16 protein-coding genes are annotated in these 16,900 nt (G+C 34.8%); 6 read left to right on the top strand and 10 right to left on the bottom strand.

The features are described 5' to 3' along the window. Positions 1-131: 131 nt before the first annotated feature. The 5 genes from C1631_RS13725 to C1631_RS13705 form a co-directional block, all read right to left on the bottom strand. On the bottom strand, positions 132-689 hold the full coding sequence (locus C1631_RS13725) for a DUF1003 domain-containing protein (protein WP_109712771.1): 558 nt from the start codon (positions 687-689) through the stop codon (positions 132-134). A gap of 12 nt (positions 690-701) precedes the next feature. Beyond that, positions 702-1,472 (bottom strand): TIGR02757 family protein, encoded by a 771-nt coding sequence (locus tag C1631_RS13720; RefSeq protein ID WP_438502075.1) that lies wholly within the window; start codon positions 1,470-1,472, stop codon positions 702-704. 5 nt (positions 1,473-1,477) lie between these two features. Continuing rightward, a complete protein-coding gene (locus C1631_RS13715) occupies positions 1,478-2,392 on the bottom strand; it encodes a ribonuclease Z (protein ID WP_109712769.1) in 915 nt (304 codons plus the stop codon). A 122-nt stretch (positions 2,393-2,514) separates the two neighbouring features. Then, on the bottom strand, positions 2,515-3,102 hold the full coding sequence (gene rdgB / locus C1631_RS13710; protein ID WP_438502074.1) for an RdgB/HAM1 family non-canonical purine NTP pyrophosphatase: 588 nt from the start codon (positions 3,100-3,102) through the stop codon (positions 2,515-2,517). A gap of 31 nt (positions 3,103-3,133) precedes the next feature. Further along, positions 3,134-3,964: a CPBP family intramembrane glutamic endopeptidase gene (locus C1631_RS13705; RefSeq protein ID WP_103248509.1), complete on the bottom strand. Its 831-nt coding sequence runs from the start codon at positions 3,962-3,964 to the stop codon at positions 3,134-3,136. Positions 3,965-4,058: 94 nt separating this feature from the next. Between C1631_RS13705 and C1631_RS13700 the strand changes: the two genes are divergently transcribed. The 4 genes from C1631_RS13700 to C1631_RS13685 all read left to right on the top strand — a co-directional run bounded on the left by C1631_RS13700 (position 4,059) and on the right by C1631_RS13685 (position 8,762). Continuing rightward, a complete protein-coding gene (locus C1631_RS13700) occupies positions 4,059-4,763 on the top strand; it encodes a hypothetical protein (protein ID WP_103248507.1) in 705 nt (234 codons plus the stop codon). 12 nt (positions 4,764-4,775) lie between these two features. After that, positions 4,776-5,477, top strand: coding sequence for a hypothetical protein (locus C1631_RS13695; protein WP_103248506.1), 702 nt, complete (start codon positions 4,776-4,778; stop codon positions 5,475-5,477). A gap of 123 nt (positions 5,478-5,600) precedes the next feature. Continuing rightward, the gene (locus tag C1631_RS13690; protein WP_109712767.1) at positions 5,601-7,196 is read left to right on the top strand and encodes a peptide chain release factor 3; all 1,596 of its coding nucleotides are present in this window, start codon (positions 5,601-5,603) and stop codon (positions 7,194-7,196) included. Between the two features lie 624 nt (positions 7,197-7,820). After that, the gene (locus C1631_RS13685) at positions 7,821-8,762 is read left to right on the top strand and encodes a DUF4349 domain-containing protein (protein ID WP_103248508.1); all 942 of its coding nucleotides are present in this window, start codon (positions 7,821-7,823) and stop codon (positions 8,760-8,762) included. Positions 8,763-8,984: 222 nt separating this feature from the next. On the opposite strand, the gene C1631_RS13680 is transcribed toward C1631_RS13685, so the two are convergent. The 3 genes from C1631_RS13680 to C1631_RS13670 form a co-directional block, all read right to left on the bottom strand. Then, the gene (locus C1631_RS13680) at positions 8,985-9,932 is read right to left on the bottom strand and encodes a hypothetical protein (RefSeq protein WP_109712765.1); all 948 of its coding nucleotides are present in this window, start codon (positions 9,930-9,932) and stop codon (positions 8,985-8,987) included. 352 nt (positions 9,933-10,284) lie between these two features. After that, on the bottom strand, positions 10,285-10,650 hold the full coding sequence (locus C1631_RS13675) for a hypothetical protein (protein ID WP_103248278.1): 366 nt from the start codon (positions 10,648-10,650) through the stop codon (positions 10,285-10,287). 25 nt (positions 10,651-10,675) lie between these two features. After that, complete coding sequence (locus C1631_RS13670; protein WP_103248279.1) at positions 10,676-11,815, bottom strand: acyl-CoA dehydrogenase; 1,140 nt, start codon at positions 11,813-11,815, stop codon at positions 10,676-10,678. A 353-nt stretch (positions 11,816-12,168) separates the two neighbouring features. Here C1631_RS13670 and C1631_RS13665 point away from each other — a divergent pair, with 353 nt between their 5' ends. After that, positions 12,169-13,947: an AMP-dependent synthetase/ligase gene (locus C1631_RS13665; protein ID WP_103248280.1), complete on the top strand. Its 1,779-nt coding sequence runs from the start codon at positions 12,169-12,171 to the stop codon at positions 13,945-13,947. Positions 13,948-14,124: 177 nt separating this feature from the next. On the opposite strand, the gene C1631_RS13660 is transcribed toward C1631_RS13665, so the two are convergent. Beyond that, positions 14,125-14,901, bottom strand: a complete 777-nt coding sequence (locus C1631_RS13660; protein WP_109712762.1) for a zinc ribbon domain-containing protein — start codon at positions 14,899-14,901, stop codon at positions 14,125-14,127. 2 nt (positions 14,902-14,903) lie between these two features. Beyond that, positions 14,904-16,001: a Nif3-like dinuclear metal center hexameric protein gene (locus C1631_RS13655; RefSeq protein WP_103248281.1), complete on the bottom strand. Its 1,098-nt coding sequence runs from the start codon at positions 15,999-16,001 to the stop codon at positions 14,904-14,906. 61 nt (positions 16,002-16,062) lie between these two features. Here C1631_RS13655 and C1631_RS13650 point away from each other — a divergent pair, with 61 nt between their 5' ends. Continuing rightward, positions 16,063-16,890, top strand: a complete 828-nt coding sequence (locus tag C1631_RS13650) for an ion transporter (protein ID WP_103248282.1) — start codon at positions 16,063-16,065, stop codon at positions 16,888-16,890. Positions 16,891-16,900 lie beyond the last annotated feature (10 nt).

Genomic DNA, 16,900 nt, shown 5'->3' with positions numbered 1-16,900 from the left:
CTCAACAAAAGTTTTTTATTTTTATCTTTTTCACAAAAAAAATAGATAAAATTTTACAAATAAAAAACAGACCCATATAAAAAGATCTGTTTTTAGTACTTTGTCAAAATAATATATCTCCGTTATTTTTTTTAATTCTCGTCTTTTTTCAGCTGCTCGATCTCATCCTGTAGCTTACTGATAATATCCTTTAGAGATTTTATTTCGTTTTTATTTGAACTCACATTGCTTTTGAGTATTACGTTTTTTGCTCTTTCATTGTGGTGCTCTTCATCTTCATCGTCATTGATCTCTTCAATATCTTCCTGAATGTCTTCAATATCTTCATTGATCTCCTCAATATCCTCACTGATCTCTTCAATGTCTTCACTGATCTCTTCGATATCTTCCTGAATATCTTCAATATCTTCACTGATTTCTTCAATATCTTCCTGAATATCTTCAATTTTTTCGTGACTCTTATTGACAGACATCTGAATAAAAATGGCAAGATAAATAGCCTCCAGAGAAAGTACCGTGGTAAGGATAAGTAGCATTTTATCAAACGACACCAGATTTACCATAGGAAGTAAAAATGAAGTCAGAAAAAGCAGGGTATGTACAATCAGGGATTGAATAGAGCCTATCCATGAGGTGATACTGTCTGCTATTTTTTCCAGTACTTCTGTTTTCTCATTATATTTTTTCATCCGCTTTGCTTTTTATAATAATTCCTTCGTCACTCCTAATCCAAACAATGCAAAATCATATTTTGCCGGATCATTTTCATCAAACTTTCTAATGGACACATCCAGTTCTTCTACAGTCTTCCAGTCATTTTGCGCTCTTGAAACCAGTCCTAATTTTCGGGAAATATTTCCTGTATGTACATCTAAAGGAATTGACAGGTATTTTTGATCTATATTTTCCCAGATTCCAAAATCTACTCCTCGTTTATCTTTACGAACCATCCATCTCAGAAACATGATAATTCTTTTTGACGAGGAATTCTTGTAAGGAGAGCTTATATGCTTATGACTTCTGTGTTTTTCAGTTTCCAGAAAGTTACTTCTAAACCGTTCAATGGCATGAAAAAAATTATTTTCGGGATCGTTTACTTCAAATAAATTTTCCAGACTTTCATTTTCTTTATAAATCTTGTTGAACTGTCTTACAAAATAAGAAAAATCCTCTCCGTTAAAAGTTCTGTGAATACTTTTATCGTGTAACTTTTCCAAATCCTTTTCTGAATAATTCAAAACAAAATCATAGGGTGAGTTTCCCATAATATCAAGCATTTTATCTGCAGACTTAATGATTGACTTTCTGTTTCCCCAGGAAATTGTTGCAGCCAGAAACCCGGCGATTTCAATATCTTGTTTTAAGGAGAAACGATGAGGAATCTGTATGGGATCATTTTCAATAAAATCAGGAGCATTATATTGATCAGCCTTTTCATTCAGAAAACTTCTTAACTCTTCAAACTTCAACATAATCATTAAATTTTTACACTCTCCAAAGCCTTTGGTAAAAACGAATTTGGAAAAATATTTCTTGCTTCATCAGTAAAAACCGTAAGGTCTGCATATCGGTTGGAAAAATGTCCTAAAATTAATTTTCCTACCTGAGCTTTTTGAGCAATAGTAGCCGCTTCCAAAGCTGTGGTATGTCCTGTATAGTCTGCCATTTCTTTCAAATCATGCAAAAAAGTAGATTCGTGATATAGCACTGTGACATTTTTAATAATCGGGATTACACTTTCCAGATAGCGTGTATCACTGCAAAAAGCATAAGATACCGAAGGAGCCGGTTCAACAGTTAACACTTCATTTTTGAGAACATATCCATCACTCAATACAAAATCTTTTCCTGCTTTTATATTATGATAGTCACAGGTTTCAATTTCACTGTACTTAGCGATTTCCTTCATATTAAGGTGCCTGTCTTTTGGTTTTTCCTTAAACAGATAACCGTTACAATAAATTCTGTGATCTAAAGGAATGGTGTACACCTCCACCCTGTTGTCTTCATAAATTTTTTCAGAATAATCTTTATCCAGCTCATGATAAACCACTTCAAAACCACGGTGTGTTTCTGTAATTTGAAAAATGGTTTCCAACATTTTTTTTATTCCTTTCGGGCCATACACATGCAAAGGATTTTCTCTTCCCAGAAGTCGGAAAGAAGCAATAAGTCCTGGCAGTCCAAAACAATGATCTCCATGAAGATGGGAAATAAAAATATGGTTGATTTTTGAAAATCTGGCTTTTGCTTTTCTAAGCTGAACTTGTGTTCCTTCTCCACAATCAATAAGAAAATGTCTTTCTTCCATTTCCAACAGCTGCGCCGTAGGAGAAGTATTGATGGTCGGAATTGCCGAATTAAAACCTAATATTGTTAAATAAGTACTCAAATCAATAGTTTAGTGTAACAAATGTACAACAAATTTAATCAGAAAGAAGACTAAGCCATCGCATCAAATGAGAGCCTGATCTCTTACAAAAGGGGGAATTATTATCTATTATAGTGGATTTTTTAATCTGTTACTTTCAGAAAATCCATAAACAAATCCAGTGCCTGTTTACGGTGGCTTATCTTGTTTTTATCTTCAGGATCCATTTCCGCAAAAGTTTTATCGTGTCCTTCCGGAACAAAAATAGGATCATATCCAAAGCCTTTGAATCCTTTGTTTTCAGTCAATAAATTTCCATGAACCCTACCTTCAAAATACTGAGCTCCATTTTCATCATAATAGCATAAAACGGTAACAAAGTAAGCTTTTCTATTTTCTATACCCTGCATCTCCTCCAGGACTTTTTCAATGTTTTTAGCAAAATCATGATCTCCTGCATAACGGGCAGAAAATATCCCGGGTCTTCCGTCCAAAGATTCAACGACCAGACCACTATCGTCACCTAAACTTGGAACTCCTGTCTTTTCAAAACAATATTTTGCTTTAATCAAAGCATTGGCATGAAAAGAATCTCCATCTTCTACAATCTCTTCATGAATATTGTAATCCGTAAGGCTTTTTACAATACACTCATTTCCTAAAATTTGTTGGATTTCCTCTTTTTTATGCTCATTGTGTGTGGCTACCAATAATTCCATGTCTATATTCATTTTCAATTTTATTTTTTAGCTCAGATCGTTTTTACATTTCAGCATAATGAACTTTATATCTTTTCATAAAAAGATAATAGAACAGGGAAAAAAGCACAATACCTGTAGTAAGTACCAGCCATTCTGAAACATGAAACGCTTTTGCAAAACTATCTTGTTTACCGTAAAGAACCAATAATGACAGTACAAGATTATTAAATCCGTGCAGTAATATCGGCATCAGTAAGGATTTTGTTTTATAATATACCAGTCCCAGTACACATCCCAGCATCACAGCACTGATAAACTGCCATGGATTGCCATGTACTACGCCAAAAATTATGGAAGCATATAAAATTGCCTTCCATGGTTGTACTCCTTTATTTATTAATCCTTTTTGAATAATTCCTCTAAAGATAATTTCTTCAAAAACAGGAGCCAGAAGGGCTGTCATGACAATCATTACAACCGGATCGTCAGTCAACTGATCCATCAGTCTGGTAAAATATTCATAAAAGTCACCGAAAAAAGGGCCAGTCGTCGGAATCAGAGAAGTCACAAATTCTGAAATAAACATCATTCCGGCCATCATTGGAAAAATCAATAAGTAAGTATAGAAATTAACTGATGACAGGTTGAAGCTCAATTTTTTCCCTGTGGTACGTCTTACGATGAAATAGTCAAAAAAGGCAATAGCAGCCAGAAAGCCTGCAGAATTCGCCAGCATAAAAAACCAATCTTTAAGTTCAAGGTTTTCTCTGAAAGTAACTTTCCAAAAGAGACTGAATAAAGAAACAGCCATTGTTCCTATAAATAATCCCACCACCAAAGTAACAGCACCCCACCATGTAAAAGTAAATTTCGGGTATTTGCTATTTTCCATGCTTTTCTCTGTAAAATTTAATTGAAAACAAAGATAATTTTTTTGAATGCCACAGGCAACTAAAAAAGAAAATACTTAAATTCGCTCCTCTGCCATGAATATTACCCAGCCCAAGACAAAATTTCCATTTCCGACTGTTGAATCTACGATCCACAGGTTTTCTACTCTTGTCCTGAATCTGACATTGTTCGGACTCCTCTTTTCATTATTTATTTTTTTTGTACTGGGACCTGTTTACGGAATTTATAAAAGAGGATGGGATCAGGTATTTTATCCTGCGTTAGTCTGCTGGGGAGTTTCACTTCTGATTTTAGTTCCTGCGGTTAACTTTTACATTATGAAGAGAAAAAAAAATGCCTGCTATATCGTTGTTGATGATCGTGGACTTCTGTTTTATAATGCCAAAAATGAGATTACAGATCAAATTCTTTATACAGAACTTGAGGTCTCAAACCAAAATTTTGATGTGTTCACAGTAACACCTGTGGGAGGAAGCATTGCTCCGTTACTTGAGGTCACTGTAAAGCCGGATAAAAAGGAAAAAGCAGTAAGACGTATCGATATGAATCTCTCTCTTCGTGTCGTTAAAAATAAAGGTCCTTTATACGCTCATTTTCTACATGGAATCTCTGTTTTCCGTTCTGATTTAACAATAGATCCCATGGCTCTCAAAAGCTTCTCTATTGATCCAAATACATGGGAGGTCAATAAAAAAGGGACTTCATTGGGGGGCTGGCTTTTAATTTTAACAGCGCTTATCATTTGTACAATGATAACAGTAATTGCTTTTTTAATGTAAATTGAAATGAGAATGACAGAAAAATTCCGGATTTTAGAATCTAAGATTAATAAACCTTTTACGTACTTTATAACAGGAATAATCTGGCTGAGTATCATTTTGATCGTTGCAGTTATTGGATCTGTCTTCGATATTATTTTTAAACGCTGGAAGGACAACATTGGTATTTTTATTATTCTTTTGATTGCACAGCTCCTTTTGATATGTTGCTGTATAGCGCTGATCATGTCCTTCATATACCGGAGAAAACAAAAAATACGGAAAGTCATTATTGACGAAAAAGGAGCTGCTTTTTACAACAGCCGGAATCATATTGTCGATACCATATTATACAGTGAGCTGCAGCATTCCAACAGTTCATCAGCCGATGTGTATGTACACAGTACTCAGACTGTAAAGTATGGCAAAATAACTTTAATGGTCTTCCTGTCGGGTAAAACAGGCGAAGTTATATTGAAAAATATAGACTTCAATTTTGAATATGTTATTCTCAGCAATCAATATGAGTTGTACCGTCATTTTCTGAAAGGTGTTCAACACTTTCGTCCCGACCTGAAAATAGGCCGGCAGACCATCGACCAGTACAGTCTCAATACAGAACGCCCGCCTGCCCATGAATGGGGCACTTTTGAATATGTCATGATTACATTTTTTCTGCTTATTGTTTCAGGAGTGATCTACGCTTTCATAGTCATTATAAAAACTTTGGTTTAAGTAATAATAAATACCATTCTTAACCACTCTTATCCGCTCAATCTGCTATTCTGAAATCATTGTCGTAATTTAAATTTGAAAACCTCGTAAAAAATCACGATTTTTGCAACTTCAAAATACGATATGTCAGACTTAATCAAAGAAATACAAAAAAGAAAGACCTTCGGGATCATTTCCCACCCGGATGCCGGAAAAACAACCCTTACAGAAAAGCTACTTCTTTTCGGAGGGGCTATTCAGGAAGCGGGCGCGGTAAAATCCAACAAAATAAAAAAAGGAGCTACCTCCGACTTTATGGAAATTGAAAGACAGAGAGGGATCTCTGTAGCAACTTCCGTATTGGCTTTTGAATATAGAGACCACAAGATCAACATTCTGGATACACCCGGTCACAAAGACTTTGCTGAAGACACCTACAGAACATTAACGGCCGTAGACTCTGTCATTGTTGTTATCGACGTTGCAAAAGGGGTTGAGGAACAGACTGAAAAACTGGTTAAGGTATGTAGAATGAGAAACATTCCGATGTTGGTTTTCATCAATAAACTTGACCGTGAAGGTAAAGATGCTTTTGATTTGCTGGATGAAGTGGAACAAAAATTAGGATTAACGGTTTGTCCCCTTTCTTTACCAATTGGTATGGGAAGCGATTTCCAGGGAATTTATAATATCTGGGAAGACAATATTCAGCTATTCCTGGAAGAGAAAAAACAGAAAGTTGGAGACTCTATCAAGTTTGATGATATTAATGATTCTTCTATTGATGAAGTTATCGGTGAAAAAGCAGCCAAAACTTTAAGAGAAGAACTTGATCTGATTCAATCTGTTTATCCTGAATTTAATCGTGAAGATTATATGAAAGGTGATCTGCAACCTGTATTCTTCGGTTCGGCTTTAAATAACTTTGGAGTTCGTGAATTATTGAATGCATTCATTGACATTGCTCCAATGCCACAGCCTAAGGAAAGTGATACCCGTCTTGTAAAACCGGAAGAAAGCGCTTTCACCGGATTTGTTTTCAAGATCCACGCCAATATGGACCCTAAACACAGAGACAGATTAGCATTTGTGAAAATTGTTTCCGGAACATTTAAAAGAAATGAAAACTACTTATTGGTAAGAGAAGGTAAAAAAATGAAGTTTTCTTCTCCAAATGCATTCTTTGCCGACAAAAAAGAAGTTGTAGAAGAAAGTTTCCCCGGAGATATCGTTGGTCTTCATGATACGGGAAGTTTCAGAATCGGTGATACTCTGACTGGTGGTGAGAAATTAAGCTTCAAAGGAATTCCGAGCTTCTCTCCGGAACACTTCCGTTATATTAACAATAATGATCCGTTAAAAGCTAAACAATTGGCTAAAGGTATCGACCAGTTGATGGATGAAGGTGTTGCTCAGTTATTTACATTGGAAATGAATGGAAGAAAGATCATTGGTACCGTAGGAGCACTTCAGTATGAGGTTATTCAATATCGTTTGGAGCATGAATATGGGGCTAAATGTACTTATGAACCACTATCTATGCACAAGGCATGTTGGGTAGAAGCAGATGAAAAATCTGAGGAGTTTAAAGAATTTGCAAGGTTAAAGCAAAGATTCCTTGCCAGAGATAAATATGATCAGCTTGTATTCCTGGCAGATTCGTCATTCACGATTCATATGACTCAGGAGAAGTTCCCGAATGTGAAATTACATTTTATCAGTGAATTTCAGGATCACTAAAAAATAAAAAGAAACCGTTCAATAAAATATTGAACGGTTTCTTTTTATTTTTATATCCTTTTTTTTAATTATGAATTTTTTGGAAATCTTCTGACCATCTTTATCTAACTGAATAAGGCAAGTGCCGGTAGGCAGATATGATCAATTTACCCCTTCTTTAATTTTGCCACCCCAATTTCTTTCTTAGGATTGACAAGTCTTTCGTCTATCACATAAACAGTACGCGAAATCCCCTTCCCCGATTCTGTCCCGATTTTGAAAATACGTTAGAATAATTGAGATAAACTCATATTCCCACTTCAGCTTTTTCAAAATCCCGAGTACCCAATGGAGGATTACTCCTCAATTATCTATAATATCAGCAAAAAAACGCAAACAATAGGGTAAAAACTAAATTTTATAAAATAATTAATATTAAAACATTTAAAAAATTAAGCAAAAGCCAAAAACAACAAAACAAATAAATAGACATTACTTTTCTGGTATCATTTTGTAAATCTCTTGTAAAAGAAGCATAAAACACTGAAAATATAACAGTTGCTATTTTACCAGCACAATACAGTCTATTTACAATTTTTACAAGAATTTCCCCTCTAAATTTACTTCATGAAAAAAATTAATGTTATGAAAAAGATCATACTACTCGTTGCTGTATCAAGCACTTTTATCATGTGTAAAAAGGGAAATATTTCGCAATCCCAGGCTGAGGAAACCATACATACTATAGACAGCGCAACCACTGTTGCAACAGATGCTATAGATAATGCTAACCATACAGTCCATAAAGCTCTTGACTCTGCCGGTATTAAAATAAAAGATTTTGAAGATACCAAAAATGAGATTCAGCAGAAAATAGAAAACACATCAAAAATTGTAGATTCTCTTTCTGACAAGATCGCTTCCACCAAACTGGAATCAAAATTAGAGAAAAAGGACTCTGCCAAAAAAGCTGAAAAAATTGTTGTCAATGTTCCCGCTCCTAAAATCATTAAAGAGACCAAAGTTATTTATAAAGAAAAGTCTAAAAATGACAGCTACGAACTGAAAATACCCAAAGACAGAATGGTAAAGTCAGGTCAGATTTCAATGAAAGCAGACAATACAGAAACGGTAAAAGAAATCATCAAAGAAGAGGCCATTAAAAACAATGGCTATATAAAAAGTGAAGATCTTTCTTATATAGAATCGGCAGATCGCAGACAAGAAGATCAAAAGGTCTATAGTATTGATATCAAAGTCCCAATCCAGAATTTTGATAGGTTGATGAATGCACTTACAGATAATATCGGAGATATTGAAAGCAAAAACATTCAGGTTTCCGGAAACAATTATACGGATAATGTGATCTGCAGTATTTCAGTGAATCTTACGGGTACAACAGAAATCGAAAAGGAACCTGAAACTTTTGGCGGAAAGTCATTGGCAGCTATTGAATCCGGATGGAACGTTATTACCTCTGTCTTTTTATTCATACTTCCGTTATGGCCACTGTTTCTAATTGGAGGTATTGGATATTATTTTTATAAAAAGAGAAGTAAAAACATAGATCATAAAGATTCATATTAGATGTATAATATTTCTCAAAATGAAAAAAACATTTTAGAAAGTTTCTTATCTTTTCATTCACTAAAGCACTGCTATCAAAAGTATTTTCATTTTAGGTATAAGAACCAAAAATAAAATTAATCTTCCTTTCATTAGAATAACAGGGTATATAAAGTGCTAGTCTACTGAAAGGAAGATGATAAGAAATGCTTTATCAATTATTTAAATAAAAAGAAATTCAAATTAAAATTCGCTAATTGTCACAAACAGCGTCCCGACAATTGTCTGAGCATTATTTCTATCGGTATTCATAAAGCGTATCCTTACATTGGATGGTGAGGTAAGTCTTGCCGAAGCTATTGATACCGCTCCCGGCAAATCAAAATTTGGGGACACACTCACAACCGCCTGTGTGGAAGTTGGTCTGTTTGCTACAGGAATAGCAACATTGACATCTAAAATTCCTGACGAATTAAAAGCTCCTGTTAAAAATGTTGAATCTCCACTACTGATCGAATTGTTGACTGATGTAGAAAAATTAATCACATTTTTATTAACAGTTCCCGTGGTTCCCAGTTTAAAAGTACCATTAACATCTAATCGTGAAGATGCATTAGGAGTGGAAGTATTTATTCCCACTGCTGAAAACATTTTTGTTCCTGCAAATGACTGATCAGCGGTGGTAACTACTCCTCGCGCTGTGGTGCTTGCATCCGGTACATTGAGTGTCATGCTTCCTCCTAAAACGACAGGTGAGTTAGAAACAGTAATATTATTACCTGAGGTTCCAATATTCAGTGCTATTGTACCTAAGGCGGAGGCAGAAACGGGAGCCCATGTCGTTCCGTTCCATTGAAGCACCTGTCCGTTGGATGCACCGTTTTGTCCCAAAATAACAGGATTGGAAGTCGTCCCATTCCCCGCCAGCGGACTTGCTGTCTCTACAGAAATCAGGGCATTCCCTTGAGCAAGGATCTGAGAAGCAGTTGTTCTTTTTAGTACACCACCGTTGTCAAATACAACAATAGAATCTTTTGCAGAGGCATTGGAGCCGAGTTGTTTACTATTTCGGATACGCGCCGAACCGTTGACATCTAATGTTTCGGTAGGTTTCTGTGTATTAATTCCGACTTGGGAATTCATGTGTGTTACTGCTCCAAAAAGAAGCAACAAAGATAAAATTTTCATCATAGTGTGATTTATTTAATAGGATAAAATTAATCAATTTATTGAATACCCAACATAAACCACTGATTTTCATTATTTAAAACATAATAATCTTAAACACTTAGATTTTGTAAAACATCAAACATATTTATTAATCACATATTGCAGCAATTGTTATAATAAAATAACAAAATTTCTCAATAGTCAGCAATCACATAATTTAGAAAAATATACTATCAAACAGCATATCCCATTTAAATCTACAACTTTGATTTATAAACAATGGGGATACTTTGTCGGAATATTAGAGAGATAATGACACTTAAGGAGTTTATCAAAATAAAAAAGGCTTCCCATTCAATCGGAAGCCTTTCTGTTATTTCATATTCACAACTTTATCTACGACAAACTTTGTGTTTCCTCTCCATGGAAGAGCGCCATTATATTCTTTGTAATGCAGATCAAAGGTTTTACCACTGTTGATTTCCAATTGTTTGAAAACCTCAGGATCATCCACAGAAAACTCAAACTCATAGCTTGTAATACCACCTGTTTTTCCTTTTCCGAAACCTTCCTGAATCAGTTTACCTTCATAAGTTTTGAAGATATAACCTTTTTTCATGGCATAATTCAGATATCCTGATTTCACTCCTTCTCCAAATACAAAGAAATATTTATACCATACGAATACTCCTAACAATAGCAGTACGACACCTAGGGTGATCCACAAAGATTTTTTCATAAGTAATGTGTGTTTTAATCAATTGTTATTTTGCAATACTTCTGGAGATCACGATTTTCTGGATCTCAGAAGTTCCTTCGTAGATCTGAGTGATTTTAGCATCTCTCATAAGTCTTTCTACGTGGTATTCTTTTACATATCCATATCCACCGTGAATCTGTACCGCCTCAATGGTAGTATCCATTGCTACCTGAGAAGCGTATAATTTTGCCATTGCTCCGCTTTCAGAGATATCTTTTCCTGCATCTTTTTCGCATGCTGCCTTTAAACACAACATTCTTGCTGCAGTAATCTGAGTTGCCATATCAGCTAATTTGAAAGCAATTGCCTGGTGGTTGATAATTTCAGTTTTGAACGCTTTTCTTGTTTTAGCATATTTCAATGCCAATTCATAAGCTCCTGAAGCAATACCTAATGCCTGAGAAGCGATACCAATTCTACCACCGTTTAATACAGCCATTGCAAAATTGAAACCAAATCCGTCAGCACCGATTCTGTTTTCTTTTGGGACCTTCACATTATTGAAGATCAAAGAGTGTGTATCACTTCCTCTGATTCCCAGTTTATCTTCCTTTACTCCAACTTCAAAACCTTCCCATCCTCTTTCTACGATAAATGCGTTGATTCCTTTATGTTTTTTCTCAGGATCCGTTTGAGCGATTACAATATAATAAGAAGCCGTTCCCCCATTGGTGATCCAGTTTTTGATACCATTTAAAAGATAGTAATCTCCTTTGTCTTCGGCAGTCGTTTTCTGAGAAGTTGCATCAGAACCAGCTTCCGGTTCAGATAGCGCAAAAGCTCCGATTACCTGCCCGCTAGCCAGTGGAGTAAGATATTTTACTTTTTGTTCTTCCGAAGCAAATTTTTCAAGACCGGCACAAACCAGTGAATTGTTTACAGACATTACAACAGCTGCAGAAGCATCTATTTTTGCAATCTCCTCCATTGCCAGCACGTAAGAAACGCTGTCCATACCTGCACCTCCGTATTTTGGATCCACCATCATTCCTAAAAGTCCCATTTCTCCCATTTTCTTCACCTGTTCTGCAGGGAATTTCTGGTCGCGGTCTCTTTCAATAACTCCAGGTAATAGTTCATTTTGGGCAAAATCTCTTGCTGCCTGCTGAATCATCAGCTGTTCTTCTGATAAATTAAAGTCCATAAAAAAAATAATTAGATAGCCGTAAATTTACACTTTTTGGGCAAATATGAAAAATAAATTAAATTTACGAAAATAGCCTGCCAAAGGCAGACTTGCAGTTGGAGTAAAAAAAGTAAATAATTCTTATTTTTGGTGATTTTTCTATCGAAATATTTGAACGAAAAACAGACATCAGCCGGATAAAATCATCAAACTGATCAACGATAAGTCTTCTTCTTTATCTTCTTCAGGCATCTTTTTTAATAAAAAGTATTATGGAAGACATTCAACTTATTTCTAATTATCGAAATCTAGTTTTTGCAATTAAAAAAAATGCTTATATTTAGATTTCTTTATAAATTACTTAAAAAATCATGACGATCAAAAGATTATTCGATATTCCACAGTATGCTTTAGAAAAATATCCTAAAACGGATATGTTTGTAACTAAATATCATGGTGAATGGAAAAAAACTTCTACACAGGAGTTTATTAATGAGGGAAATAAGATATCCCGAGGATTACTAAAGCTAGGTATAAAGCCGGGTGATAAGATCGCTTTGATAACCACGAACTCCCGTACAGAATGGGCCATTATGGATTTTGGTTTATCTCAGATTGGAGTAGTTTCTGTTCCTGTTTACCCAAGCATATCTCCGGAAGATTATGAATTTATTTTCAATAACGCAGAGATTCAGTACTGTTTTGTCTCTGATAAAGAGCTTTTGAATAAAGTAATGAAAGTAAAACATAATATCCCAACACTACAGGGGATTTTCACTTTCGATAATATAAGCGGTGCAGCTAACTGGAGAGAAATCCTTGACTTAGGTAAAGACGAATCTACCCAAATTGAAGTAGATGATCTTTCTAATGCTATCAATACTGAAGATCTTGCCACGATTATCTATACATCCGGAACTACTGGCAGACCTAAAGGAGTAATGTTGACACACAACAATATAGTTTCCAATGTTTTGGGTTCTATTCCGAGGATTCCAAAGAAAAAAAGTTTAGATTATAAAGAAAGCAGAGCATTGAGCTTTCTTCCGATCTGTCATATCTTTGAAAGAATGCTCTTCTATCTGTACCAGTATAACGGTTTTTCTATCTACTTTGCAGAAAGTATTGATAAAATGGGTGAAAACGTAAAAGAAGTGAAGCCTCATTATATGACTGTTGTACCAAGATTGGTAGAAAAGGTATATGATAAAATTTATAATACCGGTTCTTCTGCAGGCGGATTAAAATCAAAAATATTCTTTTGGGCTTTAAATTTAATTTCAAAGAAAAAGGAAATTTCAAAACCTTCAGGAATTCAACAAATCATCGCCGACAAATTGGTATTTTCTAAGTGGAGAGAAGGTTTGGGTGGAGAAATTATCACGTTGGTTTCCGGTTCTGCAGCACTATCTACAAGGCTTAATTTAATATTTCAGAATGCAGGAATTCCTATACTGGAAGGTTATGGTTTGACGGAAACCTCACCGGTTATTTCGGTAAACAGTTTTGAAAAAATGAAAATAGGAACAGTAGGTATACCGCTGGATAATTTAAAGGTAAAAATTCAGGAAGATGGAGAAATCACCGTGAAAGGTCCATCGATCTTCAAAGGATATTTTCAAAACGAAGAAATGACCAAAGAGGCATTTACTGAAGATGGATTCTTTAAAACAGGGGATATCGGACACATCGACAGTGACGGTTTCTTACAAATTACGGATCGTAAAAAAGAGATGTTCAAAACTTCCGGTGGAAAATATATTGCCCCTCAAACGATTGAAAACTTAGCAAAAGCTTCGAAATTTATTGAGCAAATTATGGTAGTAGGTGATGGTGAAAAAATGCCATGTGCTTTGGTACAACCTGATTTTGACTTTGCAAAAAGCTGGGCGATGAGAAACAATTTAAACATTGGTTCCACTCCTGAGGAGATTGCAAAAAGCACAGAATTAAAACAGAGAATAGAGAAAGAGATTGATGGGATCAATGAACACTTAGGAAACTGGGAAAAAATCAAAAAGATAGAACTTACTCCCGAAGTATGGAGCATTGAAGCGGGACTGCTTACTCCTACCTTAAAATTAAAACGAAAGGCTGTAAAAGAGAAGTTTATGGATCTTTACAACAAGATGTATGAGCATCATGAATAAAAATAATAACCGCTTCGCTTTGGAGCGGTTTTTTTGAATTCTAATATCTTCATTGTAAAAGCATAAGAAGTCTCATAATAATTTATATTATTTATCAAAACCATTTGCCAAATTTGTCTTCAAACAAAAAAGCTGTTCCATTTCTGAAACAGCTTTGTATTATTTAAAAATCGCTAATTAGAATTTAATAACCGATTTCATTTTCTCATTTTCTTCCATTACCAACTCATCGTCAACAAGGATTTTTCCTGAATGCTCATCAATAATAATTTTTTTTCTCTGAGCAATTTCCATTTGCTTTTGAGGCGGGATTGTGAAGAAAGATCCTTTCGGAGCTCCTCTTTCTAAACCTACAACCGCTAAACCATTGATAGAGTTTGTTCTGATTCTGTTATAAGAAGCTAATAATCTTTCATCAATAAGGCCGGCAAATTCTTTAGATTGTTCTAACAAATATTCTTCCTCTTTTTGAGTTTCAGAGACAAGACCTTCCAATTCTTCTTTCTTGAATTTCAAGTGATTTTTTAAATCATCAATCTTTGCATTCAATTCGCTTAAAGTTTCATTTTTGTGAGCTATTTTAACTCCAAATTCTTTAATTCTTTTTTCAGCAAGTTGAATTTCCAGATCCTGGAATTCCATTTCTTTCCCTAATGCTTCAAACTCTTTATTGTTTCTTACATTATCTTGTTGAGATCTGTATTTCTCAATCAAAGTTTTTGCATGATTAATAACTTCATGCTTTGTTTTGATCTGATCATCCTGATCTTTGATATCTGCATGAAATTTTTCAGCTCTTTTCTCAAGACCTTCAATCTCAATTTCAAGATCTTCTACTTCAATTGGCAATTCTCCTCTGGTATTTCGGATTTCATCCAATCTTGAATCAATGATCTGCAAATCGTATAAAGCTCTTAATTTTTCTTCAACTGAAATATCGTTGGTTTTTGCCATATTTAAATGAAATAATTTACTGGGTTTGTTTTTTCAATAGATTTTGAAATTGCAAATGTACTAAATTTTTGTGATAAAATTTCAAATAATTGTTGGGTTACAAATTGTTCGGATTCATAATGACCTATATCACAGAGCAACATTTTGGAGTCAGCTAAAAAATAATCGTGATATTTAAGATCTCCAGTAAGGTAAGCATCACATTTTTTAGAAATGGCAGATCTGATTCCACTGGCTCCCGAACCTCCTAAAACGCCTACTCTTTTTATTTTTTTCTGGGTAAAAGATGAATGCTTAATGATTTCAAGGTTAAATTTTTCTTTCACGAATTTCAGAAAATCTTTTTCATTCATCTCTTCCTCCAGATCTCCATACATTCCTAAACCTGAGTGATGATTTTTATTATCAAGAGTATAGAGCTGGTGTGCTACTTCTTCATAAGGGTGAGCAGCTTTCATTGCCCCAACAATTTGTCCTTGTTTATAGCTTTCAAAAATTACAGAAATCATGTCTTCATCAGCATTTTCACGAATATTTTGCTGTCCTGAGAAGGGATTTGAACCCTCTACAGGCCGAAATGTTCCATTTCCATTCACCGTAAAACTGCATTCATCATAAAACCCTATGTTCCCTGCTCCTGCTGAAAACATCGCTTCTTTCACCTTTTGCGAATATTCTTTCGGTACAAAAACAGTCAATTGCTTTAAATTATTTTCTTTTGGCTGAAGGATTTTCAGATCCTTTAATCCTAATTGGCTGCATATGCCGTGATTGACTCCAAAAAAATCATTATCAAAAGCAGTATGAATGGCATAAATAGCTATTTTATTTTCAATGGCTTTCAAAACCACCCTTTCTACATAATTCTTCCCGGTCAAAGATTTTAATCCTGAAAAAATAATAGGATGAAAACATACAATCAGATTACAATTTCTTTCAATGGCTTCGTCTACCACATTCTCCAACACATCGTGGCTAATCAAAATTCCCGAAACGTTCCGATCAGGAACTCCACACAGCAGACCCACATTATCAAAATCTTCTGCCTGTTGCAACGGAATCAGTTTATCTATTTCTGAAATTACTTTTCTTATTGTCATTTTATTCTGTATGTTTGCTACGAAAATAGCGATAATTTGTTAATTTTTAAAAACATTAAAAATGGAAAGAGAGCACAATCTTGTTCCTGCAGATAAACTTTGGAAAAGACACCTTTACCGAATCATCTATCGATCCGATACCAGACTCGGGAAACTCTTCGACATTGTATTGCTATCTTTAATTCTTGTGAGTACAGCCATCATTATGATGGAAAGTGTCCCTCAACTTGACAGACGGTATCATTATACTTTCATTATTCTCGAATGGATTATTTCTATTTTTTTTACTGCGGAATATTCTATGCGAATTGCTGTAATCAAGAATAAGAGATCCTATATCTTCAGTTTTTTTGGAATCATAGATTTTCTGGCTTTAGTACCTTTCTATTTAAGTTTTTTCTTCCCGGTTACAAAATACTTCTTAATTTTCAGAATGTTGAGAATGCTGAGGATATTCAGAATTTTCAATTTAATGGATTTCATGAATGATGGCTATCTCATTGTGCGGGCTTTAAAAAGCAGTTCACGAAAAATATATATTTTTCTTTTGTTTCTGATCATCTTTTCTGTGATTGTAGGTTCACTGATGTTTATGGTGGAAGGTGGACGACAAGGTTTTGAAACCATTCCACAATCTATTTATTGGGCAGTAGTTACAGTAACTACTGTGGGATATGGTGATGTATCTCCTATTACTCCGATGGGAAAATTTTTTGCGGTCATTCTCATGTTGGCAGGTTATTCTATTATTGCGGTTCCTACAGGAATTGTGACAGCAGAAATGAGAAATAAAAGACAAAATCTTGAAATGATATGTGAGCGCTGTGGTAACGACGATATTGATGATGATGCAAGGTATTGCAAACAATGTGGCAAGAAATTAGCTTGATTTTTGATAT

It is taken from the genome of Chryseobacterium phosphatilyticum (genome assembly GCF_002899825.2).
Classification (GTDB): domain Bacteria; phylum Bacteroidota; class Bacteroidia; order Flavobacteriales; family Weeksellaceae; genus Chryseobacterium; species Chryseobacterium phosphatilyticum.
Note: the sequence above shows the minus strand (reverse complement) of the source record. Positions and strands in the feature narration are given on the sequence as shown.

Coding starts and splice junctions, on each gene's coding strand:
- C1631_RS13725 (WP_109712771.1), bottom strand. CDS start 689: ATGAAAAAATATAATGAGAAAACAGAAGTACTGGAAAAAATAGCAGAC.
- C1631_RS13720 (WP_438502075.1), bottom strand. CDS start 1,472: ATGTTGAAGTTTGAAGAGTTAAGAAGTTTTCTGAATGAAAAGGCTGAT.
- rdgB (WP_438502074.1), bottom strand. CDS start 3,102: ATGAATATAGACATGGAATTATTGGTAGCCACACACAATGAGCATAAA.
- C1631_RS13705 (WP_103248509.1), bottom strand. CDS start 3,964: ATGGAAAATAGCAAATACCCGAAATTTACTTTTACATGGTGGGGTGCT.
- C1631_RS13700 (WP_103248507.1), top strand. CDS start 4,059: ATGAATATTACCCAGCCCAAGACAAAATTTCCATTTCCGACTGTTGAA.
- C1631_RS13695 (WP_103248506.1), top strand. CDS start 4,776: ATGACAGAAAAATTCCGGATTTTAGAATCTAAGATTAATAAACCTTTT.
- C1631_RS13690 (WP_109712767.1), top strand. CDS start 5,601: ATGTCAGACTTAATCAAAGAAATACAAAAAAGAAAGACCTTCGGGATC.
- C1631_RS13685 (WP_103248508.1), top strand. CDS start 7,821: ATGAAAAAGATCATACTACTCGTTGCTGTATCAAGCACTTTTATCATG.
- C1631_RS13680 (WP_109712765.1), bottom strand. CDS start 9,932: ATGATGAAAATTTTATCTTTGTTGCTTCTTTTTGGAGCAGTAACACAC.
- C1631_RS13675 (WP_103248278.1), bottom strand. CDS start 10,650: ATGAAAAAATCTTTGTGGATCACCCTAGGTGTCGTACTGCTATTGTTA.
- C1631_RS13670 (WP_103248279.1), bottom strand. CDS start 11,815: ATGGACTTTAATTTATCAGAAGAACAGCTGATGATTCAGCAGGCAGCA.
- C1631_RS13665 (WP_103248280.1), top strand. CDS start 12,169: ATGACGATCAAAAGATTATTCGATATTCCACAGTATGCTTTAGAAAAA.
- C1631_RS13660 (WP_109712762.1), bottom strand. CDS start 14,901: ATGGCAAAAACCAACGATATTTCAGTTGAAGAAAAATTAAGAGCTTTA.
- C1631_RS13655 (WP_103248281.1), bottom strand. CDS start 16,001: ATGACAATAAGAAAAGTAATTTCAGAAATAGATAAACTGATTCCGTTG.
- C1631_RS13650 (WP_103248282.1), top strand. CDS start 16,063: ATGGAAAGAGAGCACAATCTTGTTCCTGCAGATAAACTTTGGAAAAGA.